The sequence below is a fragment of the Microbulbifer mixtoriginis (SeqCode) genome, from assembly GCF_052467515.1.
The window spans coordinates 1,735,703-1,750,022 of the sequence record NZ_CP174314.1 but is presented as its reverse complement, the minus strand read 5'-3'; the positions used below and the strand labels follow the sequence as shown (position 1 = coordinate 1,750,022).

Sequence of the window (14,320 nt, the reverse complement as noted above, 5' to 3'; positions counted from 1 at the left end):
TTTTATTCGAAGGTTTTCTAGTCGGGATTTTTGAGAAGAAACTGCAGACGAAATTGCCGGTGTAGTCCTATTTTTACCAGGCCGGGACTGGGTACGTTTTGCTGTAATACATATTCGCTCTGGTAGCGGTCGCGCTGCTGGCGGTAGCAAAGATCGCCGTTTTTTAAATAGGCAAAAATCACATCACTGATGTGCAGCTGCGTGGGCCGCTTATCATCCAGAGTCACGCGGGGCGTGATCAGGCCGGGCCAGTTTGTAGTTATCTGGGCTCCCTGGCTGCTGTCGTACCAGTACAGCTTGGCGGTGCCGCCCTCTACATAGGCAATCACCGGGCGCATATTCTGGTCGAAGGCCAAGGAAACCTCGGTGATATTGGCTCCGGTAATCACCGCAAACGGGGCCACCTGTTCGGCATCCAACACTATCTCGCTGCCATCCTCCAATACCCGCGCACGCCAGTGCTGATAATCCAGGCCGCGGCTGGTGTCCTGAATGGCGATGCCGCCGGTTTCATAGTCGGTAATGGCGCGCACCGGTAGCGCGCGGCCACCAAGAAACGGGGCAAAGATCGGCTGAGCACTGAGCGCGTTATCGGGCAGTGCCATCAGACGGCCACCCGGTAAAAACTTTGGGTAAAAGTCAGCACCAGTGCCTTATCCGAGTTTTTGGGGATGGCATCGCCGCTGCCCTGGGCGGCAAACTCGATCTGCCAGGCAGCAAAACCCATGCGCGGCTCTACCGAGCGAATACCGTTAGTAAAGTTGGCTTTGTCCGGGGGATAGGTTGCCGTCCACACCGCTTCAAAACTGCCGTCCACATAGGGCGCAACCTCAATGGTGTTGTAGTGGATAGAATCACTATTACCGCTGGGGCGGTTGTACATATCGCCTATACCACCCTCATAAGCTATCGAGTTAATACTCACGGAGGGCAAGTAGCGTGGTGAGGTCACCATCCAGCCGGGGGTTGTGTGGCCAACATTATGAAAGTCTGCGTTGCTGGGGCGAGCGCGCCAATCGTAAATAATGCCCCCCAATGCCACAGTGCCAACCGCATCCACGGTGGGAATATAAAGGCGCAACTCATAGGTAACGTCTAAGTATTCATCTGGCAACACGGTTAGCGAGGTAGGGTTGCCCTGGGCATCAGTGATTAAGGTGCGGGAAAATAGGTCGGTGTGATTCGTGCCCCAGCCCACACCGATCTCGGCTAGGTTGCCGGCGGCCTCGCCTTCCCCAAAGGAAAACACCGTGCGTTCCCACACAAAGGGCGCACCGCTGTTATCCAACCCGTTGGTGAGCGAGGAACGGTCCTCGGTGTAGGCCAGCGGGCTGTTTAGGCCGGTATCGGTGACCGCCGGTGTGCTGGAGCCGGCACCCACATGACAAACCCGGTTGATATCCTTATTCACTGCCCAACCATCCAGGCCCTGATTCAAAATCAGGTTGCTAAACCAGGGGGCGGCCACACGGCGACTGCCGGGGATTTCCGCACCGCTGGCATCGCGTTTATAGGCTTCGATTTTAAACCTTCCGGCTAGGCCGCTTTTTAATTTCATTCCAGTGATCCTTCGATTTTGACAAACAGGGCGTTGACGGCCTCGGTCTCGACCGTGTGTTTAATACAGTCCGGCATACGGCCGCTGACCGATGCCAGATTGGCGTTGACACTCTCTGTGGGGATTTCAATGTTGTGTTTTTCCCGTATATAACCGCTGAGGCCAGTAAAACCGGCAGCGGTGGCTTCGCCGTAGGCATGGGACTGATACACTGAACGCAGGCTGCCGCTAATACCGGTAAAGCCGGCCTGGGTGGCCTCCGTGAATTCACGGGTGTAATCGGGCTTGGTGCGCCCGCCCTGCACGCCGGGGCTGGTGGTCACGCCATCGGTGGCCTCAATGGCATAGGGTTTACTGGTGAGGACAAAGCCCTCGGCCCGCTCCACCTCAAACGCATACTGGGGAATGGCACCGCCGGTGCTGGTGAGGTTTTCGTTGTCGATCACCAGGTAACAGGTACCGCGATAGGCGGGCACGTTGTTGATACCGAATGCGGCCTGCAGTACCGCACTGGGCATCTGCCCAAAACCGCCGAGGAAAAATTCAGCCAGTTGTAAAAACGCCTGGTTATTGTCGATCCGGGTGGGGTCTGTGCTGTCGCGGTCATAAACTAATTCGTTGTTGCGCCAGACTTTGCAGATACCGGTAATCGGCCCCTCGCAAATGCGAATGGCGTAGGTTCTGTAGACTTCTTCGTTAACGACTTCAGTTTTACCGCCGCCCTTGCCGGATTTTTGCTTTTGTTTTTTCTTAACAATTTTTGGCGGCGTGGTGGCGATAATATTGCCCACCACCGGTTTTACCCGGCCGAAAATAATCTGGCGCGGCACCCCCGCCTTGCTGGTCTGCAGTTTGATCTTGTCGAACTTGCGGCCCTGAATGGTGGTCTTGCCGAAAATCAGGTTTCCCATGGCGAGTACACCTCCACCAGCAAGCGGCGCCAGCGCGCATCCAATACATGCTCTCTGCAATCCTGATCGGCGTGGGCATGGATCAAACTAAAATCACCCGGGGCGCCCAGGGGATAATCCCCTAAAAAACCCACATGGCTGGGATCGCTGCGCTGTGGAGATTTAAAAACGGCAATATCTCCCGGCTGCCATAAATCTTCCGCAATCGGCTCGCCGAAGCGCGCGCGCATTTTCTGGCGCACACCATCCTTCCAGGGTTCGCGGCCGTAGTGTTTTTCATCTTCGATTTCCAGGCCGGCGGCTCGCAGGCTAAGCACGATCATGCCCACGCAATCCACCGCCCAGGCCGTGCGGCCCCGGTGACGCCAGCGCACGCCAGCAGCCACCAGGCCGCGGGCAAAGGCCAGTGTGTCGATTCTTTGTTGTTGCATGATTTTTAGCGTTGCTGCTGGCTGGTATTTCTGGAATTGTAAGAGGAGCCACCACCGGTACTGCCGGGCACACCGGCGCCGGGGGTATCACTGGCCTGGCCGATGGGAATTAGGTTTTCACCCTTAAAATCCAGGTGATTGCCGTACACATCGCGACAGACTGAAAAGGTCTTATCGCAGTCTGGGCGGATCTCCAATTGATCCCCCACGGCTACCGCAAACGGCAGCGGTTCGATTTGGGTGATCTGGCCTGTGGCCGTGTCCACGGCCTCCACCTGATACAGGCGCGAGGAGACGTTATTGCCGCTTTTCCAGCGCACCCGCCAGCGCTTGGCCGCCGTGGGCAGGCTGGCAATATTGCTAACCACATAAGTGACTTTGGGCTCATCCCCAGAGACGGCGGTCACGGTGGCGGACTGCCATAGGGCTTCCGCATTTACACCGCAACCGGTCTGGGAATTGGCCGGGGTGCCGAAAATCGCGCGGCAGGTAACGGAATCTACATGGCCGATACTCTGCCGCAGGCGCATGGCGTAGCTGAGTAATTCCGGCATAAAGACCGTATTGCGCGCGGTGCGCACCTCGCCCACATCACCGCCATCGAGCAACAGCGCACCCATGGACAGATCGCGGTAATTCACCAGAACCATGGCCCACTCCGCCCCATCCAATTCGCCGCGCTCCGCCATGGCTACGGTGATGCCAGGCACGTCGGTGCTATACAGCGAATAGCCCTCGGCATTGTCCACATCAAAGCTGGTATCACTGGCGATAATGCTGGAATCGAAACCGTTCTGGGCGTAATAGGTGAGCCCTTCAAACTCGATATCCCGATCCAGGGTGGTGGCACCGAACTGGCGGCCATCGGTGAGGGTGATTTTTAATAAGCGGCACAGGGTGGTGACGCCGCTGTCCAAGTGGGCTTGCAGTGCTGGGGGAATCTGTCTCACAGGCGAATCTCCAGCAGTTCCACATTGCCATTCAGTACCGGCATTGCCTGGTGGCGATTGTCGATACTGAAACCGATCTCATCGTCTTCAAAGCGGACCGGTACATCGAATTCCCCGCTCCAAGTAATTTCTGCACCGTTATCGGCACTGAGCTGCACAAGGCCCGTGCTGTAGTCGATACTGGCGGCCACCGGATTGCCATCGGCAAAAATGGTTACCCGACCGATCACCGGCTTCGCTATTTTGCGCTGATAGGAAAAGGCCCCGAAGACATATTTTTTTTGCAGTTGGTAGCTCTCGCTATTGCCAGTACCGAAACCAATCACTTCCCGCTCCGCTTCAAAATCGCTGGCGTCTTTAAAGCGAAAACCAATCAGGGCGCCCATACAGGCGTGATGGGCGGCGACCACGATTTGATGGTCTGCATAATCCAGGTTTTTAAACAGCACCGAGTAGCGGCCCAGCGGGCGCTCCCATTCGGCATTGCGGCGCTCTACCCCGCTGCGCAGTTCTTTAATATCGGTTTTATAACGGTGGCCGTATTCGGAGCCATAGGCCACTTTTTCCAGCAGGCGACTTTCGTTAAACATTAAGAGCCGAGCCTCCTGCGGTTAATCCGTTGTTTTCGCTCGCTCTCGCGGGCGAGCTGTGTGGCAGTGCGATTATTTACCGTGCCATCGACGCGAATATTCTGTGTCATGGAAACCGGGCGGCTGTACTCCCCTGCACCGCCACCACCGCTGTGCATATCCGCCTGAATCATGGCCAGGGTGCGGTCCAGTTTTGCGCTGGTTTCCGAGGTGGTCACCCGCTCGCCTTTTTGCAACAGCCAGGTGCCGTCTTCCGGCACGGCATCGATACCGTCGTGAGCCATACCGGTAATTTTTGCCGCAGCCAAGCCGCCGGTAACATAGACCGCACCCGCCGCTGCAGCACCCAGCACCGGGCCCACATAGGGAATAGAAGCCATAGCGTTGTAGGCCCCCATTGCGGCATCCTGGGTATTGGCGATTACGCTCTGCAGGGCATTGCGTTTTTTCTCATCCAATAGGGCCCCGCCGATGGAAAGAGCCGCGCGCATATAGGCCGCCTCTTCGCCCTCCATGCCCGAGTAATAATCCGAGGCCACTTGCATCAATAAGCTATAGCCATCCAGCTGCTGCTGGCGGCGCAGGTCTTCATTGGCCTGGGTGATTTCGGTAAGGCGCTCTTCATACTGCTGCCGCAGGGATAATTCCTCTTCATCCCAGGTAGCATTGAGGTCGGCGCGCTCGCTGCGGAATTGCTCCAGCATTTGCAGCTGGGTGGAATACCAGTCTTCCAGTTCAGTGCGGGCGGCTTCGATATCCTCACCGCTATCGAGGCCACCCAGGGTTGGGCCGTCTTCGGTGGCGGCGTCGGCGATACGGCCGAGGGTGCTGGCCCGCTGCTCTTCGGTGAGGCCGGCCATGGCATCGACGATGGCCAGGCGCTCGCGCATCTGATCGGTGAGTACTTCTTCGTCGGTGCGCAGATCTCTTAAAAGACCGGCATAGGCCTCCTGATTGCGCTGCAGGGCCTCGGCTTCTTCCTTGGCAATTTTAAATTCAGTGCCGAGTTCTTCGATGACCTCATTAAAAATCAGCCAGTGGTCCACTGGCGGCAACAGTTCGCCGTCTACAACCTTTGCCGCCGCAGTGAATTCTTTTTCCAGGTCAGCAATGACTGCCCTGAAATCATCACCGAGCAGATCGCCAAAATCGGTCTTTGTCGATGTACCAAAGAATGTATCCCGCTGCTTCTGCAACACTGCCAGTTTTTCACGCAGGTCATCGACTGAAGTGCCCTGATGAATATATTCCCCAGTGGCCAGGCGAATACCGGTGAGCAATTTGCCATCACCAATCACGCCACTATTGATGGTTGCGCTCAACTGCTCCAACGAGCGATCCAGCTTTAAGATTTCCGGCTCACCGTGCACCATACGGGCGACGGATTTACCCACCTCTTGGGTAAACTCCACCAGCTCAACCACAGCGGATGCCGCAGCCGAACCGACATTGATCAATGCAGTGGTGAGCGCTGAAAAAGCGGCTTGCGTCTTTTCATCCTGAATCAGTTCGGTCAGGTCTTTGATGGCTGGTAGTGCGCCGGTGACCACCTCTTTTTCAAAGCCGTCGAGCGCACCTTTTAATTCATCTAAATTTTCACGCACTTCCCCCAGCTGCTGCAGATCCAGATCCGACAGCACCGCGCCCACATCCTGGGCCTCATCGCCGAGCCGGTTTAACTCAGTGGCATTGTTGCGCAATAGCGGTAACAGCAGAGTGGCATCACTGGCGATGGCCTCCATGTAAAAGGTCATCTCATTCTGACTGAGATTGGCCTTTTCCAGACTCTTTACATAGAGCCCCAGCGCATCGCGGCCAGAGAGGTGGCGAAATTCCTCGGCAGTCACGCCCACCTGCGGGGCGATATTGTCGAAAAAGTCTTTGAGCGGACCGCCGCCGTTTTGCAGGAAGTCCCCGACCTTATCCGAGGTGTCCTTGAGAATATCCGCGACCTTGTCCTGCTCAACGCCATAGCGCTGTGCGGCGTAGGTCATCCGCTGAAATTCCTCGGTGCTGGTATTGGCCACTGCAGAGAGGTTTTCAATCTCGCCGGATTGCTCCACCACGCGCGCGGTCATTACCGCGAGGGCGCCGGCGGCGGCAACTGTAACCGCTCCGAATGCCTTACTAACGGCTTTGACGTTCTTCGTGACCTGCCGCTTCCACTTTTCTGTACCACGCTCGGCCTTATCCAGCCCCTTTTCAAAACCGCCCACTTTGGCGATTAAATCCAGCGTTAATGTACCCAGATTTTTTTTAGACATAGCTATCCACTGGCCCCTAGTGCCAGCTCTTCATCGCCTCTTGTAGCGATAGCTCTGGCTCTTCCTCGTGGGGCATAAAGTCGGTGATTTTTACGGGATTGCCTTTGCCACGGTGAGCATTGGCGTAGAGGGTGGCGAGTAGTGCCGATGATCTTTCGATGCGCATCCCCGGGTGCAGGGAGCCGCGTTTTTTACGGTAGTGCGCCCAGCGCTGGACCTCTTCATAGCTGAGCCGCTGCTGGGCCTCGGCGATGGTGCAACCGCCGATGCCGTTCAGCACCAGCTCGTGCCAGAGTTCGTCTAGTTCACTGAGCTGGGTGTCTTTCCCAGATTATTGACCGCGCCGATTTCCAATAGCAGGGCCTGGGTCAGATTCGCATTGAGCGGGCCGCGCTCCGGGTTTGCCTCGCCGGTAATATCCTTGGCGGTAAATACCGGCTTGCCCTCGGCATCGACAATACAGGCTGCGATCCGCCCGGCGATCATATCCCCCTCTCCACGCATCGCCGCCACATCATTGACCGCGCTGTGATAAGAGAGGCGGCGCACATAAACGGTTGCCGACAACTCCTGTTCGCCCTGCTTCCAGGTAATGGAACGCTTCACAGGCGCCCCGGAAAAAGCCCCCTGCTGCTGCAGGGATTGGATTGATAATTCCATCATTCAGCCCTTAGCTTGAGGATTTCTTGGTCCAGTTAGAACCGCCACTGCGCTGGATCGACATCTCGCCGGAAACCAGGGAGTTCAACTGGAAATCAAAGGGGAAATCGGCCACATAGCCTTCGAAGGTGAACCAAGTGCGCGTGGTCGGCAAAGTGAAGTCACCGGTAGTTACCGTGGGCGGCTCTGTGCCATCGCTCCAGCCCACCGCCCATTTAATGCTGTCCACGGTGTCATCCTTGGATAATTCCCACAGGCGATAATGCACCGGGTTCTCTGGGTCTATTTTGAGGCCCACCGATGCCTGCCCCGGCGTACGCAGACCGCGCTTGAACTTCTTATCCAGGTCCTCCAGGGAGGTATCGTCGAGCTGATCGGCGGGGCTGCCACCGGGATTAAAAGAAGTGACCCCGGTGACCTTATTCACAGAGTCATCGGCGGGGTCGATAAAAAACAGATTGGTGCCCTGAGCCAATTGAGACATAGGGGTTCTCCAGTTGCTTTAGTAGAAATGAAAGTCCGACGCAGGGTGCGTCATTCAGTGGAATATTGGGCGGTATAGGTCAGGCGTACTTCGCCTAGGGGGTGATCCTGATCCAAGGCAAAATCGGTTTGCGAGAGCGCAAAAATCTCACAGGCACCGCCCAGTGTTCGATCCTGCAGGACGCTCTCAACATCCTCAGTAGCCTGATCCAGTAATTCATAGATATCCCCCCGGCTATGCACCACCACCGAAACGACAAGATCGAGCTGGCGGGTGGTGCCTGAGAAGCCTTGTTCAGTTTGTTCCGTGGCAAAGCCCACAAGGATGGCCGGCAGTTTTTCCCGTTCGATGCCTTCTGTGGTGCCCGCTGAGGGGAATGTGTAGCCAGGTAGGGTTTGCAAGTTATTTAGTACGGCATCGCGGATGGTGATGCGTTGGGTCATTGGGAAGTGCTCCAGGAATTTTGGGCATAAAAAAACCCGCGATTGCGGGTTTATAAAATTACAATTCGGAAGAACCTATTCACACTAGGTGTTTTTTGATGGCACCTAAGGCTCAAAGGACCTCATGAATCAAATTACGAATTTTTATGTTTAAATCCTTAACGTCTCGATCTGTGGCAGGCCGTGTGAATCGTGGACTGGTCTGTGAAGACCTGCGGGGCCAGAACGAACTGCATCGACTTGTTTCATGATGAACTCATTATTAACTAACTAAACCTGCATCGAACAATGATTTAACAACGTGCATTTGCTGATTGTACTTTTTATTCGACACATGCTTCCACAGCTCCATTTCTGTAAGGCTTGGATCGTCTCGCAACAACTCCAACCCCCTTAAAGCATACCTCTTGTTTAAAGTTGAACTCGTATATTTGCCTTTCGGAACACCACATACATATCCCTCTTCACACACGCCAAGGAATGCAGATTTTGGGCAGCCTTTTTCCTGTGCCGAAACGCTATCAGGAAATACTACTTGAGCAGAGTTATGCCATGCTTGTAAAGGAGAAGACTCCTCACCCTTCATCAATAATTCTGCGGCTTTAACAGCAATAGTCGAATAATTATTCATTTCATTGCCTTTGGCTTTGGCTTTGGCTTTGGCTTTTCATGCAGCGTCAACATAACCGGCATCCGAAGCACTTCGTAGGCTGCCCGGCGCCACAACGCGCGTAGTTGATTGATTTGTTAGGCATTAATATTTCTCAGATTCAGCTTTGATCAGAGGTGTAAGATTCTCCGTTTTATCACCTATAACCATTAGCATTCGAAATACAGCACCCATAAACTTCGCACGCAATCCATTTTCATCTATGCCGTGCTTTCTCAATAATGCCTTTATTCCTACCTCAATAGATTTGGATACATGTGCATATATTTCCTTGATTCTCTGAGAGAGAACTTCGGTTTCGAGATTTAGGTCGTCGATTGTGTGGGCGCATTCATTTCGCATTTTACTTAATATCGTAAGGTCCCTGGCGAAGCCTTCAGAAATAAGACCAAGCTGGTGAGAAATATTAATTCTAGATGAGAACTCTCCAAGGGGGCGACTATTCTTCAATAGCTCAGCATCGCTGCATCGCTTTGGCACCAGAAATTTCTCGATCATATGCCGGAGACTTTCATCAACCATTTGCCCTGCAATTAAGACAAGCATTCTGTCCTGTTGATGAACCAACTCTTCCAACAGCTTGTTTATCCAAGCATCCGCATTTCCAGAGTTTTTCGTCATATCTCCCCTTAATACCTAACGCCCGCCGTATAGACGAGCAACCTGTTGCGAATCCATTGCGCGATTATTCCGGCACTTGTGATGTTTATTTTCGTTTCACATACATTTGAAGATTTTTAATTGCACTAATTAGCGTATCCGGATTGTTAAAGACAAATCTCCCAATTTCATTCCAAAACCCTGATTCTTCACGTGCCTTCATATATACTTTGACTGCCTCATCAAATCCTCTTTGCTTACAGGGAGGAACCATGCGTTTAACAGCGATAAAAGTCGATTCATCTGTTTTGTTAGCTGAATTTGGATAGCTACCAGATTCAGCCTCATGCCTCTGCTTTTCCAGCAACTCAAACACTGGATCAGCAGCATCATTGAATTCTTTTCTGCGATCTCTTCCAATAGCCAACCTGTTTCCTATTAACATCCCTAATAGAAGAGTTATAAAAGGAATGACATATTTAGCTTCCATTCTTACTGACACCCTCTGAAACATAACGCCCACAGCAGGGACGGCCGAAGCGTACCGTAAGCCGTCCCACAGAGGCCCCGCCAGGGGCCGGCGCAAACTGTCTGTGCTTGTTAACATTATTGACCGAAGAACAAAGCCACTGCTTGAATAAATGCTCCAAGCCCAATTAAACATAATAACTGAGGAAACCTCTTTTGCCTTTTATACATGGCTACGCGCTTATTCTTGTCTGGTTGACCTGACAAAGAGACCGACCCATCTGAGTTGTATTGAGGTGCAGGCGTACCTAGTGCGGCAAAAATACTGCCGAAAGTGATTAACAGCAGTCCAATCAAATTTAATACTTCAGATAACTCCATGGCTGTTCTCTCTTTTTGTAATGTTAACGCCGCAAGCAACGGCCGTAATGTAGCAGCGAAGCTGCGAAATGGAGGTCCAGCCCACGCAGTGGGCGGTGTTGCCTTGCTTTGTTAAGCATTTTCCTCGTACCTAACCTTGGTAAAGCCGGCAGCATTTAGAATGCTGAATAACTGGGAAAATATAGCTTCTTCACGTGATAGCTTATTTTTGCCAAGGATACCCTCAATAAATGATCTCTTCTTAGAGACCATAACCCTCCACTCGCCGAGGTTGGATAAGCCGTTTTCGGGAATTCCGCCAACCCCCAGATAGTAGCCACTGCAATCTATTTCCCAACCCCAGTCTTCCTGGTAGATATCAGACACCTTGATGCCGCTACCTTCGAGATGAGGTTTCAGCCAATTGGCAAAGTCTTCACCAAAGCAGCCTGGATTAATAAAGTGGTCATGCTCTTCAGTGAGGTTAAACTGGTCAGTTTCGAAAAATATCGTATCCATGACTTAGTGCTTAACGCCCGGCTTTGGGGCTGCGAAGCGTGAGCGTAGCCGTCCCGCCGCGTCTTTCAGCGGCGCACAACAGCCGTTTGTTAAATACCATGTAGGTTATTAAAGAAAACAAAAGCTACTCCAAAACCACATAGCATTCCACTTGCCATCCACATTGATTTCATATTTCCCTGCTTAAGCTTTCGCTCCTGGCAAGAATCCGCTTTTAAAAAGAATGTCCGTAAGTGTACACCTCGATAGCAAATATACTGTAACGAGATAAAGTTCAAGAGCCACAACACCCCTACCGTCATTAGCAACTTATCTTTTCCAACCTCATAAATCCAAAGAGGATAGATGAGGCCTACAGCAATCAAAAGCTCCATAAAACCGATACTGAAATACCTTAAAAACAATTACGCCGGCTCCTGAGCATTTAACGCTTTTAGCACCAGCGCCGCAGGCGTCGGGTGCCTAAACTTGTTAAATGTTGCACATATTCGGCTATGGTGATTCCGCCTGCAATACCACTAATCAGTGGCAATGCAACAAATTGTGCATGATAAAAATCCATAGATTGAACTCTCAAACTATTTAAGGCCAAAAGCACAACAGAGATAGCGAGACCTAAAGTAAAGACAGCGTGCTTAGAAACCCCTAACTTCTTAGCAAGGACCAAGCCCACCATCCCTGAAAGTAGCCCTTGAGCAAAATAGCTCTTAATATTTAGAAAGATGTCCAAATAGCGCGGCAAATCGAACACACTTGGCGGACGAAAGTAAAGTGACAAGCACAACATTGCACTCACCATAGCGGCCATTAGTACTGTGTATTTACCGATCTTATTCATATGACATTTAACGCCGCCAACACGGGCCGCAATGTAGGGGCGAAGCCCCGAAATAGAGGTCCAGCCAGCTTTGCTGGCGTTCGTGCTTGGTTTTGTTAGCCATGCTATAGCAGCTTGCTAGAAACATCATTAAGCACTTTGAACAAGGAATTTAATGTCAGGGATAATGCGGCGCTAGTAATTATTAATGGTACAAGTAGATCCCAGACAAAGACTTCTAAAATAAAGCGCGCATAGCTAAAAGTAGTTAATGCCTTAACCTTTAAGTAGCTTGTTCCAACCTTTGAAACAAAATCTCCGTATTTTTTAGCGTTTTCTTCAAGGTCTTGTGCAAATGGAATGCCTTTCCTTGCGTTGCTTTCAATTTGAATTAGATGATTCTGTATTAAATAGAGCGGATAGACCAGTGGCTCATGAGCAAGGCCTACCTTTGCGTGGAATAACCTGTTTACATCTCTAGCATAGTTCAGCAGGTATGACGCCAGTTGATAAATAACAATAGAAGCGAATGCTCCTGGGAGTATATATGAGTCTTTGGATAGAAGGCCTAAGCCAAAAACCTTAGCCTCAGAAGTTGACACACCATATGTTGCCAAAAGCAACAGGAGGCTTGCGGCTATTAATAGGTTGCGCTTTGCTATCCGAGTAGTTCGGGATAAAGGATCTTCTACCAAATATTCCTTTGTAGGTGTTAGTTTGTCATAAGTATCCAGCAGATCTTCAACAATCTTACGCCACCAAACTCTATGCTCAGTGCCAATGTATTCTTCATTCTTATCAAGTAGATCAGAGAATCTCTTTTTCATTTCGAAGTACCGATTGGCTAACGCCCACGGCAGGGGCGGATTGGCTTGTGCGCGTTTTGCGCGAAAATGGGAGCGTAGCGACTCGCGCAAAACGCGCGCAAGGTAAGCCGTCCCGCGGAGGCCCAAAGGGCCGCAGCATTACTGCCCGTGATTGTTAGGTTTGCCCCGACAGCCCCGCAATTGGACCCCGAAAATAGAGCCAATATCCTACCACCAATGCAATTGCAGCCAAATAGAAGAAGCCAGACATGAATGAGAGAAATAGATACACAGCTGCCCCGATTAATGCAAAGCTCTTTCCGTGGGCGCAGAAGGAGACCCAAAATACAAATATTACAGCAAGGAAAGAAACAAACCCAACTACCATAAATCCAATGCTGAGTGCTACCGACTCACTACCGATCGGAAGGAACTCCAATGAAGGAAGAATAAGTAGTGCGAGAACCAACCAATAAAAACTCTTATTTTTTACTATATTCATTCGAAAACCTAACGAAAATAGATATGCGGAACCGTTAAGAAAGTTGGCAGTGCCTTTGCCCAAGCAAAGGGAATGACAACTTTTAGGTTTCCGCATCATCGGGTTGTTATTTGTTGCTCGTGGCATTGTGTACAAATCCACTACAAATATCTTTCTTGCTACTGTCTACCACGATTCGGAGAGAGAAATTAGCAGCTCTAGGTTCGCGGCCTTGCTTCGAAGCGGCTGCGCCGTCCGCATCAACTTCGTTATGCGAGCGTCGCTGAAGCTTCGAAGCTTACACGAAGGTCGAACCGTTGACTATGGGCTCCCCCGCCAATGCTGGTTTTTTATACAGCACCCCAATAATCATCTGCTATTCTTAACGGAACCTTCACAAAACTGGAGCGAGCGACCAATAACATTTATATAGTGGTCATCATGACCACTATCCCCAATATAAGACGCTCACTTAATCTGCTGATTTTAAAGCATTTTTGCGTAAGTTTAAGCCTCTCTATTAAATAACAATCACAATGATCATAAATCCTGGGCTGACCTACCCGCTCAGGTTACTCACCCCACCAACGCCCGCCAAACCACCCCATCATCCGACAACCGCTTGCGCACCGTATAAGCCACACCACCAAGCGCAATCACCGCCTCTGAGTTGTAAGCCCCCACCTCACTGACCAGCAGGCTCAGCTCAATACGCGCTACCCGCACGCGCTCATCATCCTCGAACGCGTCAATCTCCTGATCCTTTATCACTCGGCAATCTATAGGCTCAGCACCGCTACCATCGTTATAGGTAGCGGCCTTGCCCCATTTGCGAAACGCGCGCTCTGCGGCTCTTTGGTCCAGGTCCATGGATCACCTAGGCCTTCACGGTGCCCGGTACGCCGGTAAACTTGACGGCAAAACTGGTAACGCCATTCCCGGCAGCCTCTGCGGCGAAGGCGGTGGAGCCGGTGATATCGCCAGTGGCTGCGGTGGCTGCGTTGTTATCGAATGCGCTGGAGGCGGTTACCCAGGTGAGGGTTTCGCCCTGATTGATTTCTGCGGCGGATACCTTGGGCACGGTGAATACGCCATCAATGGCAATCACGCCGGATGCGCCCACGGCGATATCATCCATCGCCACACCCAGGACGGCACCGACCGGTACTACCTGGCCGGAAGTAATCTCTGCGCTGGTATCGTTAGTGACATCGAGCATGCGCCCGTCTTGTACAAAATTCGTAGCCATAATCTTTTTCTCAGTGGATAAAGCAGTAGAAATAAAAAAGGCCGCGCAGTGCGGCCCTT

21 protein-coding genes are annotated in these 14,320 nt (G+C 51.9%); all 21 read right to left on the bottom strand.

Annotated elements, in window-relative coordinates; all coding sequences use genetic code 11:
• Positions 1-17: 17 nt before the first annotated feature.
• Positions 18-605 (bottom strand): hypothetical protein, encoded by a 588-nt coding sequence (locus ACJJIT_RS07520; RefSeq protein WP_444900522.1) that lies wholly within the window; start codon positions 603-605, stop codon positions 18-20.
• Positions 605-1,558, bottom strand: coding sequence for a hypothetical protein (locus tag ACJJIT_RS07515; RefSeq protein WP_444900521.1), 954 nt, complete (start codon positions 1,556-1,558; stop codon positions 605-607). The genes ACJJIT_RS07520 and ACJJIT_RS07515 overlap by 1 nt, the downstream gene beginning before the upstream one ends.
• A complete protein-coding gene (locus ACJJIT_RS07510) occupies positions 1,555-2,469 on the bottom strand; it encodes a hypothetical protein (RefSeq protein ID WP_444900520.1) in 915 nt (304 codons plus the stop codon). The genes ACJJIT_RS07515 and ACJJIT_RS07510 overlap by 4 nt, the downstream gene beginning before the upstream one ends.
• Positions 2,457-2,900, bottom strand: coding sequence for an NlpC/P60 family protein (locus ACJJIT_RS07505; protein ID WP_444900519.1), 444 nt, complete (start codon positions 2,898-2,900; stop codon positions 2,457-2,459). Before ACJJIT_RS07505 ends, ACJJIT_RS07510 begins: the two co-directional genes overlap by 13 nt.
• A gap of 5 nt (positions 2,901-2,905) precedes the next feature.
• Entirely contained in the window at positions 2,906-3,850 is a 945-nt protein-coding gene (locus ACJJIT_RS07500; RefSeq protein ID WP_444900518.1) for a DUF2163 domain-containing protein, read from the bottom strand.
• Complete coding sequence (locus ACJJIT_RS07495; RefSeq protein ID WP_444900517.1) at positions 3,847-4,440, bottom strand: DUF2460 domain-containing protein; 594 nt, start codon at positions 4,438-4,440, stop codon at positions 3,847-3,849. The genes ACJJIT_RS07500 and ACJJIT_RS07495 overlap by 4 nt, the downstream gene beginning before the upstream one ends.
• Positions 4,440-6,704, bottom strand: coding sequence for a hypothetical protein (locus ACJJIT_RS07490; protein ID WP_444900516.1), 2,265 nt, complete (start codon positions 6,702-6,704; stop codon positions 4,440-4,442). The genes ACJJIT_RS07495 and ACJJIT_RS07490 overlap by 1 nt, the downstream gene beginning before the upstream one ends.
• 16 nt (positions 6,705-6,720) lie before the next feature.
• Positions 6,721-6,984, bottom strand: a complete 264-nt coding sequence (locus ACJJIT_RS07485) for a phage tail assembly protein T (RefSeq protein WP_444900515.1) — start codon at positions 6,982-6,984, stop codon at positions 6,721-6,723.
• A 20-nt stretch (positions 6,985-7,004) separates the two neighbouring features.
• Complete coding sequence (locus tag ACJJIT_RS07480) at positions 7,005-7,364, bottom strand: phage tail assembly chaperone family protein, TAC (RefSeq protein WP_444900514.1); 360 nt, start codon at positions 7,362-7,364, stop codon at positions 7,005-7,007.
• Positions 7,365-7,374: 10 nt separating this feature from the next.
• On the bottom strand, positions 7,375-7,848 hold the full coding sequence (locus ACJJIT_RS07475; RefSeq protein WP_444900513.1) for a phage tail tube protein: 474 nt from the start codon (positions 7,846-7,848) through the stop codon (positions 7,375-7,377).
• Between the two features lie 50 nt (positions 7,849-7,898).
• Positions 7,899-8,291, bottom strand: coding sequence for a hypothetical protein (locus ACJJIT_RS07470; RefSeq protein WP_444900512.1), 393 nt, complete (start codon positions 8,289-8,291; stop codon positions 7,899-7,901).
• A 262-nt stretch (positions 8,292-8,553) separates the two neighbouring features.
• On the bottom strand, positions 8,554-8,922 hold the full coding sequence (locus ACJJIT_RS07465) for a DUF6979 family protein (RefSeq protein WP_444900511.1): 369 nt from the start codon (positions 8,920-8,922) through the stop codon (positions 8,554-8,556).
• Between the two features lie 123 nt (positions 8,923-9,045).
• Positions 9,046-9,582 (bottom strand): hypothetical protein, encoded by a 537-nt coding sequence (locus tag ACJJIT_RS07460; protein WP_444900510.1) that lies wholly within the window; start codon positions 9,580-9,582, stop codon positions 9,046-9,048.
• 85 nt (positions 9,583-9,667) lie between these two features.
• Positions 9,668-10,051: a hypothetical protein gene (locus ACJJIT_RS07455; RefSeq protein WP_444900509.1), complete on the bottom strand. Its 384-nt coding sequence runs from the start codon at positions 10,049-10,051 to the stop codon at positions 9,668-9,670.
• A 116-nt stretch (positions 10,052-10,167) separates the two neighbouring features.
• A complete protein-coding gene (locus tag ACJJIT_RS07450; protein WP_444900508.1) occupies positions 10,168-10,410 on the bottom strand; it encodes a hypothetical protein in 243 nt (80 codons plus the stop codon).
• Positions 10,411-10,521: 111 nt separating this feature from the next.
• The gene (locus ACJJIT_RS07445; protein ID WP_444900507.1) at positions 10,522-10,908 is read right to left on the bottom strand and encodes a hypothetical protein; all 387 of its coding nucleotides are present in this window, start codon (positions 10,906-10,908) and stop codon (positions 10,522-10,524) included.
• Positions 10,909-11,341: 433 nt separating this feature from the next.
• Positions 11,342-11,746: a hypothetical protein gene (locus ACJJIT_RS07440; protein ID WP_444900506.1), complete on the bottom strand. Its 405-nt coding sequence runs from the start codon at positions 11,744-11,746 to the stop codon at positions 11,342-11,344.
• Positions 11,747-11,850: 104 nt separating this feature from the next.
• On the bottom strand, positions 11,851-12,552 hold the full coding sequence (locus ACJJIT_RS07435) for a hypothetical protein (RefSeq protein ID WP_444900505.1): 702 nt from the start codon (positions 12,550-12,552) through the stop codon (positions 11,851-11,853).
• Positions 12,553-12,706: 154 nt separating this feature from the next.
• The gene (locus ACJJIT_RS07430) at positions 12,707-13,033 is read right to left on the bottom strand and encodes a hypothetical protein (protein WP_444900504.1); all 327 of its coding nucleotides are present in this window, start codon (positions 13,031-13,033) and stop codon (positions 12,707-12,709) included.
• 555 nt (positions 13,034-13,588) lie between these two features.
• The gene (locus ACJJIT_RS07425; protein ID WP_444900503.1) at positions 13,589-13,882 is read right to left on the bottom strand and encodes a head-tail joining protein; all 294 of its coding nucleotides are present in this window, start codon (positions 13,880-13,882) and stop codon (positions 13,589-13,591) included.
• A gap of 7 nt (positions 13,883-13,889) precedes the next feature.
• A complete protein-coding gene (locus ACJJIT_RS07420; RefSeq protein WP_444900502.1) occupies positions 13,890-14,261 on the bottom strand; it encodes a capsid cement protein in 372 nt (123 codons plus the stop codon).
• Positions 14,262-14,320 lie beyond the last annotated feature (59 nt).

What these genes read in the sequence shown, in the direction of transcription:
- ACJJIT_RS07515 (WP_444900521.1), bottom strand. Translation starts at nt 1,558, where the DNA reads ATGAAATTAAAAAGCGGCCTAGCCGGAAGGTTTAAAATCGAAGCCTAT.
- ACJJIT_RS07470 (WP_444900512.1), bottom strand. Translation starts at nt 8,291, where the DNA reads ATGACCCAACGCATCACCATCCGCGATGCCGTACTAAATAACTTGCAA.
- ACJJIT_RS07440 (WP_444900506.1), bottom strand. Translation starts at nt 11,746, where the DNA reads ATGAATAAGATCGGTAAATACACAGTACTAATGGCCGCTATGGTGAGT.
- ACJJIT_RS07510 (WP_444900520.1), bottom strand. Translation starts at nt 2,469, where the DNA reads ATGGGAAACCTGATTTTCGGCAAGACCACCATTCAGGGCCGCAAGTTC.
- ACJJIT_RS07495 (WP_444900517.1), bottom strand. Translation starts at nt 4,440, where the DNA reads ATGTTTAACGAAAGTCGCCTGCTGGAAAAAGTGGCCTATGGCTCCGAA.
- ACJJIT_RS07465 (WP_444900511.1), bottom strand. Translation starts at nt 8,922, where the DNA reads ATGAATAATTATTCGACTATTGCTGTTAAAGCCGCAGAATTATTGATG.
- ACJJIT_RS07460 (WP_444900510.1), bottom strand. Translation starts at nt 9,582, where the DNA reads ATGACGAAAAACTCTGGAAATGCGGATGCTTGGATAAACAAGCTGTTG.
- ACJJIT_RS07480 (WP_444900514.1), bottom strand. Translation starts at nt 7,364, where the DNA reads ATGGAATTATCAATCCAATCCCTGCAGCAGCAGGGGGCTTTTTCCGGG.
- ACJJIT_RS07435 (WP_444900505.1), bottom strand. Translation starts at nt 12,552, where the DNA reads ATGAAAAAGAGATTCTCTGATCTACTTGATAAGAATGAAGAATACATT.
- ACJJIT_RS07520 (WP_444900522.1), bottom strand. Translation starts at nt 605, where the DNA reads ATGGCACTGCCCGATAACGCGCTCAGTGCTCAGCCGATCTTTGCCCCG.
- ACJJIT_RS07430 (WP_444900504.1), bottom strand. Translation starts at nt 13,033, where the DNA reads ATGAATATAGTAAAAAATAAGAGTTTTTATTGGTTGGTTCTCGCACTA.
- ACJJIT_RS07425 (WP_444900503.1), bottom strand. Translation starts at nt 13,882, where the DNA reads ATGGACCTGGACCAAAGAGCCGCAGAGCGCGCGTTTCGCAAATGGGGC.
- ACJJIT_RS07450 (WP_444900508.1), bottom strand. Translation starts at nt 10,410, where the DNA reads ATGGAGTTATCTGAAGTATTAAATTTGATTGGACTGCTGTTAATCACT.
- ACJJIT_RS07455 (WP_444900509.1), bottom strand. Translation starts at nt 10,051, where the DNA reads ATGGAAGCTAAATATGTCATTCCTTTTATAACTCTTCTATTAGGGATG.
- ACJJIT_RS07490 (WP_444900516.1), bottom strand. Translation starts at nt 6,704, where the DNA reads ATGTCTAAAAAAAATCTGGGTACATTAACGCTGGATTTAATCGCCAAA.
- ACJJIT_RS07505 (WP_444900519.1), bottom strand. Translation starts at nt 2,900, where the DNA reads ATGCAACAACAAAGAATCGACACACTGGCCTTTGCCCGCGGCCTGGTG.
- ACJJIT_RS07475 (WP_444900513.1), bottom strand. Translation starts at nt 7,848, where the DNA reads ATGTCTCAATTGGCTCAGGGCACCAATCTGTTTTTTATCGACCCCGCC.
- ACJJIT_RS07420 (WP_444900502.1), bottom strand. Translation starts at nt 14,261, where the DNA reads ATGGCTACGAATTTTGTACAAGACGGGCGCATGCTCGATGTCACTAAC.
- ACJJIT_RS07445 (WP_444900507.1), bottom strand. Translation starts at nt 10,908, where the DNA reads ATGGATACGATATTTTTCGAAACTGACCAGTTTAACCTCACTGAAGAG.